Source organism: Kocuria sp. HSID17590 (assembly GCF_003989485.1).
GTDB classification, from domain to species: domain Bacteria; phylum Actinomycetota; class Actinomycetes; order Actinomycetales; family Micrococcaceae; genus Kocuria; species Kocuria salsicia.
Genome location: NZ_RBMB01000025.1, coordinates 35961 through 52876 on the forward strand (window position 1 = coordinate 35961; position 16916 = coordinate 52876).

Here is a 16916-nt window from a genome sequence, read left to right on the forward strand (position 1 = left end):
GTGACCTCGACGGGTCACCGGGGCGCTCTCAGCATGAACCACCGGCTCCTCCCCTCGCGGGGCGGGGCACCCCCCTCCCCACACACCAGAAAGCTCGATCCCATGAAGAAGTCCCTCTCCCTCGCCACCCTGGCCCTCCTCGCGCTCACCGGCTGCTCTGCCGGTCAGAACGGCTCCGACTCCTCGCAGGAGGCCTCAGACCACGGCACGTACGAGGGCGTGACGAACTGGGAGGGCTCCAACGACGACGGCGCGGCGTTCAGGGCCACAGCGGACGTGGCAGCCCCGGCCGGGGTCGAGGAAGCACGCAAGCTCATGAAGAAGTCCGAGACGCCCCTGCACTTCCTCGCCGTGACAGTGGACAACATCCACGGCACGCAACCGGTCAGCGCCACCGCTGCCTCGTTCACCACGCCCGAGGGCGAGCTCGTCGAGTACACGACGGTCGGCGACTACCTCAACGACTACGAGGCCGCCGAGAGCGAGAGCGGCGACGCCGAGAACCGTGTCATCGAAGTGCACAACGCGTTCACCAACGACGACTACGACGTGGTCGCGGGTCAGAAGAAGACCGTCGTGCTCGCGTCGGACCACGAGTACCCGCACAACGTCACGCACGCCACCGTCAACGGGACGACGTCGCTCGCGCCGTCCGAGACCTCCGCCGAGACCGACAAGGCGACGGGGGCTCCCGAGCCAAGCGAGGCCGTGGGCAGCAACGACAAACTGGCAGACCTCAACGGCACCACGTTGAAGGGCAACGACATCAACTTCCGAATCTTCAGCCCCAACGCGCAGAAGGACCTCAACGCCGCGATGCCCGCCCAGCTGAAGGGCGCGTGGGGCGCGCTGTGCTCCAACGCCGCCACGGAGGAGCAGCTGAAGGAGACAGGGGCCACCGCGAACGGGCACCACTGGCGGCCGTTCCAGTACGCGGTCTCGGAGAGCGGTGTGGGAGCTCTCAGTGGCAACGCGGACTACAAGGAGTACGAAGCGGCCTCCCTGGCAGAGATGTCCCACGGCGGGGTCTGCGCCGTGATCCAGTCCCCCGACGAGTCCGCCGCCGCGGAAACCCGCTCGGCGACCGTCGGCCACTACCTGGGCAACGCCACGCTGGAGAGCACCGTCGAGGTGAAGTGATTGCCGCAGCGCGGGCTGAGGGAGACCTGTCCGTACCCACGGCGGTCCACGCCGCTCCGGCGCGGTAGGTGTTCCCGCCCCCGTGCACCATGATGAACGGGTGACTCCGCCCTCCACACCTCCTCCGTCCCGCGGCCGCCGGTTCCTGCGGCGCACCGGCCGTCTTCTGCGCCGGGCGGTGCTGGTGGGCGTCGTCGGACTCGTGCTGCTCACGCTGCTCAGCGTGGTGGGCAACGCCGTGACCACCCCGCCCGACACCCTCGAACCGGACGCCGGCGCATTCACGGACGTGGGCGGCCTCGCCGTCCACTACGAGCACTGGGCCGCCAGCGGGAAGCACTCCTCCGGCGACGCCGCGCCCGTGGTCCTGCTCCCGGGCTTCGCCGAGTCGACGGTCGCCTTCCGCGCCGCCGCACCCCTGATCGCCGCGCAGGGCCGGGACGTCTACGCGTTCGACCTCCCCGGCTTCGGCTACACCCGCGGCGGGGACACCGAGGACGTGCGCTCCCAGGCAGACCTCGTCGCGGGCACGATCCGGACGCTGGGCATCGACCACCCCGTGGTCGTCGGCCACTCCCTGGGCGCGGCCGTCGCCGGCGGAACCGCGCTGTGGCACCCGGAGGACGTGGGCGGCGTCGTCTTCGCGGACGGCGACGCCCAGGACCTGGACTTCGGGGACGGCACCTGGCGCGCCCGCATCGCCCGCCTGCCGTACACCACGAGCGTCTACCGGATCTTCACCCGCTCCACCTGGCTCAACAGGGCGGCCCTCGCCGGCTCGTGCGGCTCCGCGTGCACCGCGTTCGACGGCGACGACGGCGCCCGCCTCGCCCGGCAGTGGATGCGCCCGCTCACGCAGGGGGACGTGGAGCACTCCCTCCTGGGCAGCGCCGGGCACAGCGGCATCCTGCACCTGGAGGAGGACCAGACCCGCGCGATCACCGTTCCCCGAGCCATCATCTGGGGTGCGGAGGACACCCGTTCCGGCGGCTCGCTCCAGGACACCCGGGACCGGCTCGGCCACCCGCAGGAGCGGATCGTCGACGGGGCCGCCCACGACGTCATGAACGCACAGCCCGGGGCCTTCGCCGACGCCCTCGGGGCCCTCACGGACGGCATGGACCGGCGCTGATCCCTCCCGTGGGCGGTGACGGGCACCGGTCTCCCCTCGGGTAGCCACACGAGAGGATGGGCCCCACCTCCGGGACTCCCGCGAGAAACCTGCCGGGGATGACAGAACCCCGCCCCGGTGACCTTCTCAGGCCGCCGGGGCGGGATCCTTCAGACGAGGTGGAGCGGCGGACTCAGCTGAAGTCCGGGCCCTTCTCGCGCCCGCGCTTGAGCTCGTAGAAGCCGGGGTAGGACGCCAGCGCCAGGGCGCCGTCCCAGACCTTGCCGGCCTCCTCGCCCTTGGGCGCCGGGGTGAACACGGGGCCGAAGAAGCCCACGCCGTTCACCGCGATGCACGGGGTGCCGATGTCCTGACCCGCCACGGCACGGGCCTCGTCCGTGGAAGCCCGGATGGCGTCGTCGTACTCGGTGGAGTCCTTGGCCGCGGCGAGGTCCGCGGGCAGCCCGACCTCCGCGAGAGACTCCGTGATGATCGCCTCGAGGTCCTTCATGCCACCGGGGTGCCGACGGGAGCCCATGGCGTCGTAGAGCTTCTTGTAGTACTCGCCGCCGTGCTGCTCGGCCGCGGCCTGGATCACGCGCACGAGCCACATGGACTCGTCGTGGCCGTGGTGGTGGTTCTCCGGGTTGTCCTCGTTGAGGATGCCCAGGGAGATGATCTTCCAGTCCACGTCCACGTCCCGGATGCGCACGACCTCCTCCATCCAGCGGGAGGTCATCCACGCCCACGGGCACAGGGGGTCGAACCAGAAATCGACGTGCTGCTTCTCAGACATGCTGGGTCCTTTCGTGGATTCGCCGCGTTCTCACGCGGACTTGTGACGACGCCGCTCGGCCTCGATCATCTCGTGCGTGAAGATCTCGGGGTCCGCGATCTTCGCCACGGCGTCCTCGGTCACGAGCACGGCGGCGATGTCGTCGCGGCCCGGGAGGTCGAACATGACCGGCATGAGGATGTCCTCGAGGATCGCGCGCAGACCGCGCGCACCGGTCCCCCGCTCGATCGCGAGCTCCGCGATGGCCTCCAGCGCCTGGGGGTCGAAGGTGAGCTCCACGCCGTCGAGCTGGAAGAGCTTGCGGTACTGCTTGACCAGGGCGTTGCGCGGCTCCGTGAGGATCTGCACCATGTCCGGGACCGAGAGCTTGGACAGCGTGGTCACCACGGGCAGCCGACCGATGAACTCGGGGATCAGCCCGAACTTCAGCAGGTCCTCCGGCTGCACCTGGCCCGTGAGGTCCACCTCGGAGGTGTCCTTGATGGGCGCCCCGAAGCCGATGCCCTTCTTGCCCGTCCGCTGCTGGACGATCTCCTCCAGTCCCGCGAACGCACCGGCCACGATGAACAGCACATTGGTGGTGTCCAGATGCAGGAACTCCTGCTGCGGGTGCTTGCGGCCACCCTGCGGAGGAACCGAGGCCACGGTGCCCTCGAGGATCTTCAGGAGCGCCTGCTGGACCCCTTCGCCCGATACGTCACGCGTGATCGAGGGGTTCTCCGATTTACGCGAAATCTTGTCGATCTCGTCAATGTAAATAATCCCCTGCTCCGCCTTCTTGATATCGAAATTAGCGGCCTGGATGAGTTTGAGAAGAATGTTCTCAACGTCTTCACCGACATAACCTGCTTCCGTGAGGCTCGTGGCGTCCGCCACTGCGAACGGCACGTCCAGCTTCTTGGCGAGCGACTGCGCGAGGTACGTCTTGCCGGAGCCCGTGGGGCCCACCAGGAGGATGTTGGACTTGGCGACCTCGATGGCCTCCTCGTCCCCCTCGGAGCCCGCGATCGACAGGGTGTGCCCGGAGACACCGGCGCGGATGCGCTTGTAGTGGTTGTAGACCGCCACTGCCAGGGCACGCTTGGCGGGCTCCTGCCCGATCACGTACTCCTGCAGGTGGTCGTAGATCTGCTGCGGGCGGGGAAGCTCCGTCTGGTCCGTCTCCGTGACCTCGGTGAGCTCCTCCTCGATGATCTCGTTGCACAGCTCGATGCACTCGTCGCAGATGTACACGCGCGGGCCGGCGATGAGTTTGCGCACCTGCTTCTGGCTCTTGCCGCAGAAGGAGCACTTGAGCAGGTCGACGCTCTCTCCGATGCGCGCCATGTATCAGCCTCACACTTCGTCTCGACGGATGCTGGAACCACTCTAGGCGAGCCGTTCCGGCCGCGCCCAATCATCCACGGACGCATGACGGTCACGACGCCCCGTGACGGGTGCGCCGTGACCGTGCGGTGCGTCGTGGCCCTGGGCCCTCAGGCCTGGGTGACCGTGGAGGGCTTGTTGATCTTGCGGGAGTCGAGCACCTGGTCGATGATCCCGTACTCCTGGGCCTCCTTGGCCGTGAGGATCTTGTCGCGCTCGATGTCGCGGTTGATCTCCTGCACGTCCTTGTTCGTGTGCAGCGCCATGGTCTCCTCGAGCCACGTGCGCATGCGCATGATCTCGTTGGCCTGGATCTCGATGTCCGAGGCCTGGCCGCCGCCCTGGCCCTCCATGGCGGGCTGGTGGATCAGCACGCGCGCGTTGGGCAGCGCGAGGCGCTTGCCCGGGGTGCCGCCGGCGAGCAGCACGGAGGCGGCCGACGCCGCCTGGCCCAGGCACACGGTCTGGATCTCCGGGCGGATGTACTGCATGGTGTCGTAGATGGCCGTCATGGCCGTGAACGAGCCGCCCGGGGAGTTGATGTACATGGTGATGTCCCGGTCCGGGTCCTGGGACTCGAGCACGAGCAGCTGCGCCATGATGTCGTCCGCGGAGGTGTCGTCCACCTGGACGCCCAGGAAGATGATGCGGTCCTCGAACAGCTTGGTGTACGGGTTCTGGCGGCGGTAGCCGTACGGGGTGCGTTCCTCGAAGTCGGGGATCACGTAGCGGCTGCTGGGCAGCTGCGGTGCGGTGGCGTGGGGCAGGTTCATTGGTCCGTCCTGAAAAGTCTGTGGATGGTTCGTGGCAGCGCGGGAGCGGACTACTGCGAGTCCTTCATGGTCCCGCCGCCGCCGGTCACGTTGCCGGCGGACTGCGCGATCTGGTCGAAGAAGCCGTACTCCAGGGCGCGCTGGGCGTCGAACCAGTTGTCGCGGTCGTTGTCGCGCAGGATGGTCTCGAGGCTCTGGCCGGTCTGCTCGGCGGTGAGCTCCGCGAGGCGCTGCTTCATGGACAGGATCAGCTCCGCCTGCACGCGGATGTCCGACGCGGTGCCGCCCATGCCGCCCGAGGGCTGGTGCATGAGGATCCGGGCGTTGGGCGTGGCGTAGCGCTTGCCCTTGGTCCCGGAGGAGAGCAGGAACTGACCCATGGACGCGGCGAGGCCTGTGGCCACGGTGACGACGTCGTTCGGGATCAGCTGCATGGTGTCGTAGATGGCCATGCCGGCGGTCACCGAGCCGCCCGGGGAGTTGATGTAGAGGTAGATGTCCGCCTCGGGGTCCTCCGCCGAGAGCAGGAGCATCTGGGAGCAGATCAGGTTCGCGTTGGTGTCGCGCACCTCGGAGCCCAGCCAGATGATGCGCTCCTTGAGGAGCCGGTTGTAGACGTAGTCGTCCTGACCGCCCGGTGCCATGTCCTCCATGCGCGGAGTGGCCGGTGCGGCACCGTACGGCTGGATGGGAGTGGAGGTCATGAATGCCCTCTTTCTTCTGGACGGGTCCCTGCTGCCCGAACGGCAGGCGCGGACCCACGATCACTTGCTGTCTCAGAAGCGTAGTAGCCGCCCCGCGGCCTGTGGCCCGGTGGTCCGGGCTGTTCGCTGGTGGCGCATGGTGGCACGCGGACAGCGAAACGCCACGGCCGCCCCGCGTGCGTGCGGGGTGCCGTGGCGGCTCGTGGGGCCGTCGCGCCGGGTCGTCCCGGCACGACGGCGGGTGGATCACTCGGCCTCGGAGGCCTCGGTGTTCTCGGCGTCGTCGGCGGTGCCCACGAAGGAGGACAGGTCCACGGTCTCGCCGTTGGAGTCCTTCACGGTGGCGGTCTCCAGGACCTTGGCCAGCGCCTTGCGGCGGCGCACCTCGCCCACCATCATCCCGGCCTGGCCGGAACCGTCGAGCATCTGCGCGAACTGGTTCGGGTCCATGCCGTACTGCTGGGACATGTTGATGATGTAGTCGATCAGCTCGGACTGCTCCACGCCGACCTCTTCGGCCTCGGCCACGGCGTCCAGGATGATCTCGTTGCGGAACGCGGTCTCGGCGTTCTTGCGGACCTCCGCGCGGTGCTCCTCGGTGTCGTGACCGGGCTCCGCGGAGGCCTGGGCCTGCTCGGAGTCGAAGTGCTGGGCGATCTGGTCCTCGATGACCTTCTCCGGCACGGGGACCTCGATGAGCTCCACGAGCTTGTCGAGGACCTTGTCGCGGGCCTCGATGCCCTGCTCGACCACGGCGGACTCGGCGGCCTGCTTCTTCAGGTCCTCCTTGAGCTCCTCGATCGTGTCGAACTCGGAGGCCAGCTGGGCGAACTCGTCGTCGGCCTCGGGCAGCTCGCGCTCCTTGACGGCGGTGACCTTGACCTTCACGGTCGCCTGCTCGCCGGAGTGCTCGCCACCGGCCAGGGTGGTCTCGAAGGTGGCGTCCTCGCCGGCCGAGAGACCGGTCACGGCCTCGTCGATGCCCTCGAGCATGGTGCCGGAGCCCACCTCGTAGGAGAGGTCGTTCGCGGCGTCGACCTCGTCGCCGTCCACGAGCGCCTGCAGGTCGAGGGTCACGTGGTCACCCTCGGCGGCGGGGCGGTCCACGGACTTCAGGGTGCCGAAGCGGGCACGCAGCTCGTCGAGGGCCTTCTGCTCGTCCTCGGCGGTGGCCTCACGCGCCTCGACCTCGATCTCGAGGCCCTTGTAGTCGGGCAGCTCGATCTCGGGGCGGATGGCCACGGAGATCTCCACCTTGGTGTCGGCCTCGCGGTCGTCCTGCTCCGGCTTGGAGAGGACCTCGACCTGCGGCTGCGACAGCGGGGTGAGCTCGTTCTCCGCGAGCGCCTGCTGGTAGAAGGCGTTGAGGCCCTCGTTCAGGGCGTTCTCCACCACGAAGTCGAAGCCCACGCGCTGGTCGATGAGCTTGGAGGGCACCTTGCCCTTGCGGAAACCGGGGATCTGGATCTGGTTGCCCAGCTCCTTGTAGGTCTCCTGGAGGAAAGGCTTCAGATCCGCGTAGGCGATCTCCATGGTGATCTTCGCCTCGGTGGGATTGAGTTTCTCGACGGCGCTCTTCACTTCCGCTGTACTCCTGGGGTCGTAGGGTGACTGCCTGCAACGGACCGGGGTCGGTCCGGTGGGTCCACGGGCGGCACGGCACGGGCCGTTCCGCCCAGACGTCGGGGTGACAGGACTCGAACCTGCGATCTCCTGCTCCCAAAGCAGGCGCGCTAGCCACTGCGCTACACCCCGTGGCCGCGTGCCGGGCACGCGGGGTCCTCCCGCGCGCACCACTGCTGGACGCGCGTGAACCGGGTGTCGGCGCGCCCGCGGGCGGCCGACATCACGACAGTCTATCGTGCCGAGCGCCCGGGCCCGGAAATCCGGCCCCGGGCGGAGTGCCGCGGGTGGCACGGCCGGCGGTGCTCGTGTACTGTCTTCAACGTTCCCGGGGGCGTAGCTCAATGGTAGAGCCCCAGTCTTCCAAACTGGCTACGCGGGTTCGATTCCCGTCGCCCCCTCGTATTTCAGGAAAACCCCGCAGTCACGGACTGCGGGGGTTTTTCGCATTCCGGTTCGCATGTCAGCGAGCAATGCGCTGTTTCCGTGCCGAGGAAGCCGTAACGACGACGACGCCCCACCGGCTTTCCCGGGTCTCAGGCCTGGCACACGGGGCACCAGTACAGGCCCCGGCCGTTGAGGTCCCTCTTGAGCACGGTGGCCCCGCAGTGCAGGCAGTCCTGGCCGTGGCGGTGGTAGACGTAGTTCGCGTGCACGGGCCAGGCCTCGGACTCGGGGACTCCCGGGCGGTCCGCCGGATCGGTGGTGATGATCCGTCCCACCCGCACCCCCACGGCCATGAGCTCCACGTTCTCCTCCCACAGCCCCAGCAGCTCCTCGCGGGTCAGGGAGTTGCCGGGGCGCAGCGGGTCCACGCCGCGGCGGAAGAGGGACTCCGCGCGGAAGATGTTGCCGATCCCGGAGACCACGTTCTGCTCCATCAGCAGCACGCCGATTGCCCGCCTGCTGCGACCGGCCGCCGCGAGGAACGGCTCGGGATCTGCCTGCGGGTCCAGCGGGTCGGGTCCGAGCTTCGCCTCGGCGGCCCGGGCCTCCTCCGGCGTCTCCACCGTGCACAGCGCGGGGCCGCGCAGGTCCGCCCAGCCGTGCTCGCCCACGAGCCGGGCCCGCACGGCACCCACCGGGGCCTCGGGGACGACCCGTCCGGCGTCGTCGTAGGCCACGGCCTCCGCCTCCGCGCTGCCGGTCTCCCGCTCCCCCACGCGGCGCGGCGCGCCGATCGAGGACGCCGCCGCGAACGTCTCGTCCCCCGCGAAGCTCCACGCCCCGTAGATTCCGAGGTGCGAGCGCAGCACGAGCACGTCCGCCGGGTCCTCCGGCGCGGTGAAGTCCAGGTAGAGGTGCTTGCCGTGGGCGCGGGCGCGCGTGAGCACGCGGCCGTCGAGCAGCGCGGCACCGGCGGCGAAGCGGCCCTGCGGGCTGCTCACGCCCGGCTGCTGGCCCTCGAAGAGGTCACCGAGCTGGCGGGCGAGACGGTGGATCGAGTGTCCCTCGGGCACGCGGGAGCCCTCAGCCGCGGGTGAACGGGCGGGGCGTGATCGCGGCCAGCTTGCCCGCGATGTCCCCGGTGCGCTCGTACTCGGCGAGCTGCTCGATGCGGCGCACGTGGCGCTCCTCGTCCAAGAACGGCTCCTGCAGGAAGGCGAGGACGAGCTGCAGCGCCTCCTCCTTCTCGTGCTGGCGTCCGCCCAGGGAGACCACCTGCGCGTTGTTGTGCTCACGGGCCAGGCGCGCGGTGTCCAGGTTCCAGGCCAGGGCCGCGCGGATCCCGGCCACCTTGTTGGCGGCCATCTGCTCGCCGTTGCCGGAGCCGCCGAGCACGATGCCCAGGGAGTCGAGACCGTTCTCGCGGTCCTCGCGCACGCCGAGTGCCGCGCTGATGCAGAACGCGGGGTAGTCGTCCGCGGCGTCGTACTCCTCCGGACCGTGGTCGATCAGCTCGTAGCCCTGCTCCGTGAGCTGCTCCATGAGGTAGTGGGACAGCTCGAGGCCGGCGTGGTCGGTGGCGATGTGCACGCGCATGGGTCTTCTGCAACTCCTAGGTGGTTTCCCGCAGACGTCCCCGCCGCGCCGCACGGGCCGCGGACCGGGGAACAGGACGTGCCCAGCCTATCGCCGCGGCCGGGCCCCGCGCCGTCGCCCCACGGACGCCGGGCCAACGGGCCGTTCGCCCGCCGTCGACCCACGGCCCTTGCGGTGACTGTCATAATGGCCCAATGCCCCGCGTGGGCATGGAAGTGTCGTCGAGGAGAGGAACGCCGTCGTGCCCGGAACCAATCTGACCCGAGCGGAGGCCGCCCAGCGCGCGCGGACCATCTCGGTGGAGTCCTACCGCGTGGCCCTGGACCTCACCCGGGGGGCGGAGACCTTCCCGGCGCGCACCACCGTGGTGTTCACGGCCGAGCCCGGGTCCGAGACGTTCATCGACGCGATCACGGCCTCCGTGGAGTCGGTGACCCTCAACGGCGAGTCCCTGGACCCCGCGGAGGTCAGCGACGGCGAGCGCATCCAGCTCCCCGGCCTCGCCGAGCACAACGAGCTCGTGGTCGAGTCGACCATGTTCTACATGAACACCGGCGAGGGCCTGCACCGCTTCGTGGACCCCGCGGACGGCGAGGTGTACCTCTACTCGCAGTTCGAGGTCGCGGACACCCGGCGGATGTTCCCCGTGTTCGAGCAGCCGGACCTCAAGGCCACGTTCGAGTTCTCGGTGACCGCGTCGCAGAACTGGCAGGTGGTCTCCAACCAGCCCTCCCCCGAGCCCGTGGCCGTGTCCGACGGCGTGGCCCGCTGGGACTTCTCCCCCACGCCGGTGATGTCCTGCTACGTGACCGCGCTGGTCGCCGGGCCGTACCTGAAGACCACCGACAGCCTGGTCTCCGCGGACGGGCGCACCATCGACCTCGGTCTCTTCGCCCGCCGCTCCCTGTTCGAGCACATGGACGCGGATGAGATGTTCGAGATCACCAAGCAGGGCTTCGAGTTCTACGAGTCCCAGTTCGGGGTGCCCTACCCGTTCGAGAAGTACGACCAGCTCTTCGTGCCCCAGTTCAACGCCGGCGCCATGGAGAACGCGGGCGCCGTGACGTTCGTGGAGTCCTACATCTTCCGCTCCAAGCCGGCCCAGGCCCGCGTGGAGCGCCGCGCGATCACCGTGCTGCACGAGCTGGCCCACATGTGGTTCGGGGACCTGGTGACCATGCGCTGGTGGAACGACCTGTGGCTCAACGAGTCCTTCGCGGAGTACATGTCCACCCTCGCGTGCGCTCAGAACACCCGGTACACCAACGCGTGGACCACGTTCGCCGCCGGGGAGAAGTCCTGGGGCTACGCGCAGGACCAGCTGCCCACCACGCACCCCATCAAGGCGGAGATCCCGGACCTCGAGGCCGTCCTGGTGAACTTCGACGGGATCACGTACGCCAAGGGCGCGTCCGTGCTCAAGCAGCTCGTGGCGTGGGTGGGCCAGAAGGAGTTCATGGCGGGGCTCAACCGCTACTTCGGCAAGCACGCGTGGTCCAACACCGAGCTCTCCGACCTCATGGTGGAGCTGGAGGCGGCCAGCGGGCGCGACCTCAAGCAGTGGTCCGAGCGCTGGCTCGAGACCGCGGGAGTGAACACCCTGATCCCCCGCATGACCGCGGACGCAGACGGCGTCATCACGTCCTTCGCGATCGAGCAGATCGGCCAGGAGGGCCACCCCACGCTGCGCCCGCACCGCGTGGCCGTGGGCTTCTACGACCACCGCGAGGACACCGGGCGGCTGAGCCGCACCCTGCGCGTGGAGCTGGACGTGGACGGCGAGCTCACCCAGGTCCCGGACCTGGTGGGCCGCGAGCGCCCAGACCTGGTGCTGCTCAACGACGACGACCTCGCGTACGCCAAGATCCGCCTGGACGAGTGCTCCCTGGCCACCGCGATGAACCACCTGGGCGACTTCGACGAGTCCCTGCCGCGCTCCCTGGTGTGGGCGGCCGCCTGGGACTCCGTGCACGACGGCGTGAGCCCCGCGAGCGACTACGTGCGCCTGGTACTCGCCAACGTGGGCCACGAGACGGACTCCACGACCGTGCAGGTGCAGCTGCGCCAGCTGGACACCGCCCTGGACCACTACCTCGCCCCCGAGCACGCGCAGCAGGTCCGGGAGGACGCCGCGGAGAGCCTGTGGCGCCTGGTCGAGGAGTCCGAAGCGGGTTCCGACCACCAGTGGCAGTTCTTCCGCGCGTTCCTGCGCCGGGCGTGCACGGACGCCCAGATCGAGCGTGTGGCGGGCTTCTCCCGCGGCGAGGGCGTCCCCGAGGGCCTGGAGCTGGACACCGACACCCGCTGGTCCGTGCTGATCGCCCTCGTGGCGGCCGGGCGCAAGGGCGCGGAGGACATTGCCGCCGCCCTGCGCGAGGACAACACGGAGACGGGTGCGATTGCGGCCGCGACCGCGTCCGCCGCGATCCCCACGCCGGAGGCCAAGGCGGACACGTGGCGCCTCGTGGTGGAGCAGGGTGCGCTGCCCAACTCCCAGCAGCAGGCGGCGATCGCGGGCTTCTTCCGCGGGCACGACGACGCCCTGGTGGCGCCATACGCGGCCCGGTACTTCCAGGACGTCACCGGGGTGTGGCGCGAGCGCACCCACGAGCTCGCCCAGCAGATCGCGGTGGGGCTGTTCCCCCGCGCCTTCTCCCAGGACGTCGTGGACGACGCCCAGCGATTCCTGGACTCCCTCGACCCCGAGCTGAGCGGGCTGCGGCGCATCGTGCTCGAACGCCAGGACTCGGCCCGCCGTGCGGTCCGCGCGCAGCAGGTCGACGCCTCGGCCATGGGCGAGTCCACCACCTCCGACGGCGAGGGAACCGCCCGGTGAGCGACGCCCCCGATCCGGACCGTCTGTCCGCCGACGCCGCTGCCCCCACCGGGCGCCGCACGTTCACCCTCGGTGCCGTGGGCTCCCGCTCGGCGGGCGGGTCCGTGACGCAGCCCCAGCAGCAGGTGGGGGATGCGCGCGAGGCCGCCGAGGCGGCGTCGTCGGACTCGTTCTACGCGCAGGTGGGCGGGCACGAGACGTTCGTGAAGCTCACGCACGAGTTCTACGCGCGCGTGGCCGAGGACCCGGACTTCAAGGCGCTGTACCCGGAGGAGGACCTGGGCCCGGCCGAGGAGCGGCTGCGGATGTTCCTGGAGCAGTACTGGGGCGGACCCACCACGTACTCCGAGCAGCGCGGGCACCCCCGGCTGCGGATGCGCCATGCGCCCTTCCCCGTGGACACGTGGGCGCGCGAGACGTGGCTCGCGCACATGCGGGCGGCCATGGACGCCGTGCAGCTCTCCCCGCTGCACGACGGCATCATGTGGGACTACTTCGAACGGGCCGCCCACGCCATGGTGAACCGGCCGGGCTGAGCCCCGTCGGTGCGGAGGCGGTTCCCAACGGTGCCCGTGGTTCCAGCGGCCGCGGCGCCGCGGGAGCTCCCGGTTCCGCCGACGGCACACGGGTGACTCCCGCGCCGTCGGCCACGGTGGTGCGGTCGAGCCGCCTCAGCGCCGCAGCTTGACCAGCACGTGGCCCGCGACGGTGCTCAGGCGCAGCCACTGCCCGGTCTGCTCCGCCGCCACGTGCACGTCCGAGTCCGGAGACGGGATGAAGCCGAGGACGTCCAGGGCGAACGCGGCGCCGTCCGGGATCTCGGGGCCGTCGAGCGGACCCCACCCGGAGGAGGCACCCCACACCCGCGAGCGGACCTTCTGCACGATCGCGGCTCCCGAGTCCGCGGGGACGGCGTCCGAGACGGCCTGCACCCCGCGGCGGGCGACGTCCCGCACGTGGTGCGCGGCCACCGTGCCCAGGGCGCTCCAGCCCGTGCGCGGTGCGACGATCCCGGCCCACGGCGCGTTGACCTGCTGCGGCGGGGCACTGAGCCACACGGCGTCGTCGCCCGCGGGAACCGCCTGCGTGCTCACGCGCGCCAGGCGGTCGGTGATGGCCGAGGCGGCCACCGTGATGTCCAGGTCCGAGGACTCCGCGAGCGCCATGGTGCGCAGCCCGAGGACCACCGGGGCGGCGTCGAGCAGACCCGCCGGGTGGATCACCGAGACCCACACGGCGAGCACACGGTCCATGCCCTGAAGCCGCACGGCGGCCTGGGGGTCCACGGAACGGGCCCGGCTCACGTAGGTGGCGAGGTCCGCGGCGTCGCGCTGGTCCAGCAGCGCGAAGCCCTCGGCGGGGTTCTCGGCGGCGTTCTCGTGGGGGGTGCTCATCGTGCGTGGTCGTACTTCACGTCGTCCTCGAGCGAGGCGAGCAGCGCCTTGTGGTCCTCGGAGAGCTTGACGCTCTTGCCCGTCTCCGGGTCCATGACCACGATCACGGACTCGCCCTGCGCGTAGACGTGCGAGCCGTCCTCCTCCTGCAGGCTGTAGGAGATGGTGAAGGACGAGCCGCCGATGCGGGAGATCCACGTGCGCACGCACACCGGGTCCATGCGGAAGAACAGCTGCTCCTTGTAGTCCACGCTCTGGTGGGCGACGACGGTGCGCAGCTCCCCCACGGACTCGCGGAACGTGGTGTCCTCGGGAATGCCGTGGTCCGGGTCCTTGGCGATGGGCGAGGCGGTCAGGCGCACGCGGGCGTCCTCGAAGTAGCGCAGCATGGTCACGTTGTTGATGTGGCCGTACTGGTCCTGGTCGAAGAAGCGCATCTGGATGGGGACGTTGAGCGAAGTCATGGTTCTATCAGACCACACTCGTCAGCCGGTTTAGAGTGGGGGCCATGACTGTCGATCCCACCCAGGAACCCGTGGCCGCGCTGATCCGGATGCTCGACCTCGCGGACGGCGGTGGCGCCCGCACCACGGAGGACATCTTCGTGGGCCGCACCATCACCACACCCCGGGCGCGGGTGTACGGCGGGCAGGTGCTCGCCCAGGCCGCGATGGCGGCCATGCGCACCGTGGACCCGGGCCGGGCCATCCACTCCCTGCACGCGTACTTCCTGCGGGGCGGGGACATCGAGCTGCCCATCACCTTTGGCGTGGAGCGCGTGCGGGACGGCCGCTCCTTCTCTGCACGCAGGATCCACGCGTACCAGGAGGGCAAGACCATCCTGTCGGTGATCGCGTCCTTCCAGGAGCCCGCCGAGGGTCTGGAGCACCAGGACGAGATGCCCGAGGGCGTCCCGGACCCGGAGTCGCTGCCCGCCCTGCGGGAGACCCTCGGGGCGCTGGACATCCCCGAGGCCCGCGCCCAGGCCTTCGAGCGGCCCTTCGACATGCGCTACATCACGCAGCCGCTCTTCCTCCCGTGGCAGGGCGCCCAGGACTCGTACAACGCCGTGTGGATCAAGGCGCTCTCGCCCCTGCCGGACGATCCCGCGATCCACCGCGCCGCGCTGGCGTACGTGTCCGACTACACGATGATGGAGCCCATCCTGCGCCGCCACGGCCGCTCCTGGGGAGACCGGGGCATGAACGTCGCCTCCCTGGACCACGCCATGTGGTGGCACCGCTTCGCGCGGGCGGACGAGTGGATCCTCTACACGCAGACCTCCCCCAGCGCGTCCTCGGCGCGCGGGCTGTCGATCGGCAAGATGTTCACGCGGGACGGCACCATGATCGCCACCACGGTGCAGGAGGGCATGATGCGCCTTCCGGAGTTCCGCTGAGCACCATTCACGAGGGATCGCGCTGGGGCGGCCCGCGCAGGAACGTCCTCTGACGCGGCGCAGTGCCTAGAGACGCGGCTGCTCGGCACAGCCCAGCGCCGCCGTCGTCAGCACGAATCCGCCCGTGACGGCCCAGCGCCCGTGCACCGTCATCACCCGCTGGTCACCGACGCCCAGCGGGCGCGGCAGTGCCACGGCGAACGTGCCGTCCGGGTTGACCACCGTGTCCACCTCCTCGAAGCCGAGCCACTCGTGGCGCAACGGGTACCAGAGCTTGTAGACGGCCTCCTTGAGGCTGAAGACCACGCGTCCCCACGCCACGTCCGGGACCGTGCGGTGCAGTTCCGCCAGACGACGCCGCTCGGGCGGTGTCAGCGTGAGGTCCACGACGCCCTCGGGCAGCGGGAGGTGGGGTTCGGCGTCGATCCCCAGGCTGGCGACGTCGCCCGCCCGGGCCACCGCGGCCGCCCGCAGCCCCTCGCAGTGGGTAATGCTTCCCACCACCCCGCCCGGCCACAGGGGCTCGCCGCGTCCGCCCCGGCCGATCGTCGCGGTGGGCACTCCCATCAGCTCCAGCGCGTGGTGCGCGCACGAGCGCCCCGTGGTGAACTCCGCGACCCGCGACGGCACGGCCCGGGCGAGCGAGTCTCCCTCACCGGGGCGCAGTGCCCCCGCGACGTCCTCGGTCGCCGAAACCACCACCGCGCCCGAGGGCAGCAGGGCCGCGAGCGCACGGGCCAGCGCCGAGTTCCCGGACGGGCCGGACGTGCTCTCCTCTGGCGCGCTGGCCATCCCACCGTTGCTGGCGGCTGTCGGGCTCATGGGCACCTCCGGACTGGTCTGCGGGGCCCGGGCTTTATCGGGCGGTGACGTGGCTGGTCCCCACCATGCCAGGACGGGAGCACGCCCCACCACAGGGCGAGGAACGGGCTGCTCCCGGGCAATGACGTGGCTGGTCCCCACCATGCCAAAACAGGGGCGCACCCCGCTACGAAAGCACGGAACCGGCAGCTCCCCGCCTGAACGTGCCGGGTGTCGCGGCGGGTTCAGCCTGCCCTGTGCTCGTCCGCGTGCGAGGCGGCCCAGAGCTCCGCGTAGCGCCCGCCGCCGTGCAGCAGCTGCTCGTGGGCGCCGTCCTCGACGACCGCGCCCCGCTCCATCACGAGGATCCTGTCGCACAGCGCCGCCTGGTCCAGGTGGTGGATCACGGTGATGGCCGTGCGCTCCCGGCACACGGCGGCGACGGCGCGGGCCAGGATCTCCGCCTCGCCGCGCGCGGCCCGGGAGACGGGCTCGTCCAGCACGACGACCTCCGGGGCCAGCAGCGCGACCCGCGCCAGGGCGAGCAGCTGGCGCCGCAGGTCCCCGAGGCCCTCCTGGGAGACGCGGGTGTCCAGGCCGCCGGACAGTTGCCCGGCCCACTCCGCGAGGCTGACCGCGCTCAGGGCCTCCCACACGGCGTCATCTGTGGCACTCGGGGCCGCCAGCGTCAGGTTCTCGCGCAGCGTTCCCGCGAAGACGTGGTTCTCCTGCGAGACGAGCGCGACCACGCGGGCCCGCTCGGCGGGCGGCAGGGCGTGCGGGTCCTGCCCCGCAACCCGCACCGAGCCGCGCGTGGGAGTGCGCACCCCGGCCACGACCGCCGCCATGGTGGACTTGCCCGCACCGGAGGCACCCACGAGCGCCACGTTCGTCCCGCGTGCCACCTCGAAGCTCACCCCGGCGACAGCGCGGCGCGGTCCGTAGTGCACGTCGAGCTCGCGGACCACGACGGCGGGTACCTCGGATGGCG

Annotated in this window: 16 protein-coding genes and 2 tRNA genes; 6 read left to right on the forward strand and 12 right to left on the reverse strand. The window is 70.4% G+C overall.

The genetic code is table 11. The features are described from left to right. Positions 1–102 precede the first annotated feature (102 nt). Together D8M39_RS09605 and D8M39_RS09610 are read left to right on the forward strand one after the other, a co-directional pair. Positions 103–1140: a hypothetical protein gene (locus D8M39_RS09605; RefSeq protein ID WP_055083861.1), complete on the forward strand. Its 1038-nt coding sequence runs from the start codon at positions 103–105 to the stop codon at positions 1138–1140. Between the two features lie 100 nt (positions 1141–1240). Then, positions 1241–2272, forward strand: coding sequence for an alpha/beta fold hydrolase (locus D8M39_RS09610; protein WP_055083859.1), 1032 nt, complete (start codon positions 1241–1243; stop codon positions 2270–2272). Positions 2273–2444: 172 nt separating this feature from the next. Here D8M39_RS09610 and D8M39_RS09615 read toward each other — a convergent pair whose 3' ends face one another. The 6 genes from D8M39_RS09615 to D8M39_RS09640 form a co-directional block, all read right to left on the reverse strand. Next, entirely contained in the window at positions 2445–3047 is a 603-nt protein-coding gene (locus tag D8M39_RS09615; protein ID WP_055083857.1) for a DsbA family protein, read from the reverse strand. 30 nt (positions 3048–3077) lie between these two features. Then, positions 3078–4373 (reverse strand): ATP-dependent Clp protease ATP-binding subunit ClpX, encoded by a 1296-nt coding sequence (clpX, locus tag D8M39_RS09620; protein ID WP_126874906.1) that lies wholly within the window; start codon positions 4371–4373, stop codon positions 3078–3080. A 149-nt stretch (positions 4374–4522) separates the two neighbouring features. Then, positions 4523–5185, reverse strand: coding sequence for an ATP-dependent Clp protease proteolytic subunit (locus D8M39_RS09625; RefSeq protein ID WP_055083853.1), 663 nt, complete (start codon positions 5183–5185; stop codon positions 4523–4525). 50 nt (positions 5186–5235) lie between these two features. Further along, a complete protein-coding gene (locus tag D8M39_RS09630) occupies positions 5236–5838 on the reverse strand; it encodes an ATP-dependent Clp protease proteolytic subunit (protein WP_055083911.1) in 603 nt (200 codons plus the stop codon). A gap of 297 nt (positions 5839–6135) precedes the next feature. Then, complete coding sequence (gene tig, locus D8M39_RS09635) at positions 6136–7470, reverse strand: trigger factor (protein WP_161971389.1); 1335 nt, start codon at positions 7468–7470, stop codon at positions 6136–6138. A 101-nt stretch (positions 7471–7571) separates the two neighbouring features. Further along, a tRNA-Pro gene (locus D8M39_RS09640) sits at positions 7572–7644 on the reverse strand. A 198-nt stretch (positions 7645–7842) separates the two neighbouring features. Here D8M39_RS09640 and D8M39_RS09645 point away from each other — a divergent pair. Continuing rightward, positions 7843–7913 (forward strand) — tRNA-Gly (locus tag D8M39_RS09645). A 135-nt stretch (positions 7914–8048) separates the two neighbouring features. Here D8M39_RS09645 and D8M39_RS09650 read toward each other — a convergent pair. Beyond that, positions 8049–8972, reverse strand: coding sequence for an Fpg/Nei family DNA glycosylase (locus D8M39_RS09650; RefSeq protein ID WP_126874907.1), 924 nt, complete (start codon positions 8970–8972; stop codon positions 8049–8051). A 10-nt stretch (positions 8973–8982) separates the two neighbouring features. Further along, on the reverse strand, positions 8983–9495 hold the full coding sequence (locus tag D8M39_RS09655; RefSeq protein ID WP_055083846.1) for a ribose-5-phosphate isomerase: 513 nt from the start codon (positions 9493–9495) through the stop codon (positions 8983–8985). A 241-nt stretch (positions 9496–9736) separates the two neighbouring features. On the opposite strand from D8M39_RS09655, the gene pepN reads away from it, so the two are divergent. Together pepN and D8M39_RS09665 are read left to right on the forward strand one after the other, a co-directional pair. Beyond that, complete coding sequence (gene pepN, locus D8M39_RS09660; RefSeq protein ID WP_126874908.1) at positions 9737–12331, forward strand: aminopeptidase N; 2595 nt, start codon at positions 9737–9739, stop codon at positions 12329–12331. 125 nt (positions 12332–12456) lie between these two features. Beyond that, entirely contained in the window at positions 12457–12867 is a 411-nt protein-coding gene (locus D8M39_RS09665; RefSeq protein ID WP_055083909.1) for a globin, read from the forward strand. A 135-nt stretch (positions 12868–13002) separates the two neighbouring features. Here the strand turns inward: D8M39_RS09665 and D8M39_RS09670 are convergent, their stop codons facing one another. Both D8M39_RS09670 and D8M39_RS09675 read right to left on the reverse strand, forming a co-directional pair. Next, positions 13003–13725 carry a hypothetical protein gene (locus D8M39_RS09670; RefSeq protein ID WP_126874909.1) on the reverse strand — a complete coding sequence of 241 codons (723 nt, stop codon included), beginning with the start codon at positions 13723–13725 and terminating at the stop codon, positions 13003–13005. After that, positions 13722–14189 (reverse strand): thioesterase family protein, encoded by a 468-nt coding sequence (locus D8M39_RS09675; protein WP_055083840.1) that lies wholly within the window; start codon positions 14187–14189, stop codon positions 13722–13724. Before D8M39_RS09675 ends, D8M39_RS09670 begins: the two co-directional genes overlap by 4 nt. Positions 14190–14233: 44 nt before the next feature. Here D8M39_RS09675 and D8M39_RS09680 point away from each other — a divergent pair, with 44 nt between their 5' ends. After that, complete coding sequence (locus D8M39_RS09680) at positions 14234–15124, forward strand: acyl-CoA thioesterase II (RefSeq protein ID WP_126874910.1); 891 nt, start codon at positions 14234–14236, stop codon at positions 15122–15124. Between the two features lie 66 nt (positions 15125–15190). On the opposite strand, the gene D8M39_RS09685 is transcribed toward D8M39_RS09680, so the two are convergent. Both D8M39_RS09685 and D8M39_RS09690 read right to left on the reverse strand, forming a co-directional pair. Continuing rightward, the gene (locus D8M39_RS09685; RefSeq protein WP_202975513.1) at positions 15191–15946 is read right to left on the reverse strand and encodes a 4'-phosphopantetheinyl transferase; all 756 of its coding nucleotides are present in this window, start codon (positions 15944–15946) and stop codon (positions 15191–15193) included. Positions 15947–16170: 224 nt separating this feature from the next. Next, the coding region (locus D8M39_RS09690; RefSeq protein WP_148111760.1) for an ABC transporter ATP-binding protein at positions 16171–16916 on the reverse strand (746 nt) is incomplete at its 5' end.

What these genes read in the sequence shown, in the direction of transcription:
- D8M39_RS09625 (WP_055083853.1), bottom strand. Translation starts at nt 5,185, where the DNA reads ATGAACCTGCCCCACGCCACCGCACCGCAGCTGCCCAGCAGCCGCTAC.
- D8M39_RS09605 (WP_055083861.1), top strand. Translation starts at nt 103, where the DNA reads ATGAAGAAGTCCCTCTCCCTCGCCACCCTGGCCCTCCTCGCGCTCACC.
- D8M39_RS09655 (WP_055083846.1), bottom strand. Translation starts at nt 9,495, where the DNA reads ATGCGCGTGCACATCGCCACCGACCACGCCGGCCTCGAGCTGTCCCAC.
- D8M39_RS09670 (WP_126874909.1), bottom strand. Translation starts at nt 13,725, where the DNA reads ATGAGCACCCCCCACGAGAACGCCGCCGAGAACCCCGCCGAGGGCTTC.
- D8M39_RS09680 (WP_126874910.1), top strand. Translation starts at nt 14,234, where the DNA reads ATGACTGTCGATCCCACCCAGGAACCCGTGGCCGCGCTGATCCGGATG.
- D8M39_RS09685 (WP_202975513.1), bottom strand. Translation starts at nt 15,946, where the DNA reads ATGAGCCCGACAGCCGCCAGCAACGGTGGGATGGCCAGCGCGCCAGAG.
- clpX (WP_126874906.1), bottom strand. Translation starts at nt 4,373, where the DNA reads ATGGCGCGCATCGGAGAGAGCGTCGACCTGCTCAAGTGCTCCTTCTGC.
- D8M39_RS09630 (WP_055083911.1), bottom strand. Translation starts at nt 5,838, where the DNA reads ATGGAGGACATGGCACCGGGCGGTCAGGACGACTACGTCTACAACCGG.
- D8M39_RS09615 (WP_055083857.1), bottom strand. Translation starts at nt 3,047, where the DNA reads ATGTCTGAGAAGCAGCACGTCGATTTCTGGTTCGACCCCCTGTGCCCG.
- D8M39_RS09675 (WP_055083840.1), bottom strand. Translation starts at nt 14,189, where the DNA reads ATGACTTCGCTCAACGTCCCCATCCAGATGCGCTTCTTCGACCAGGAC.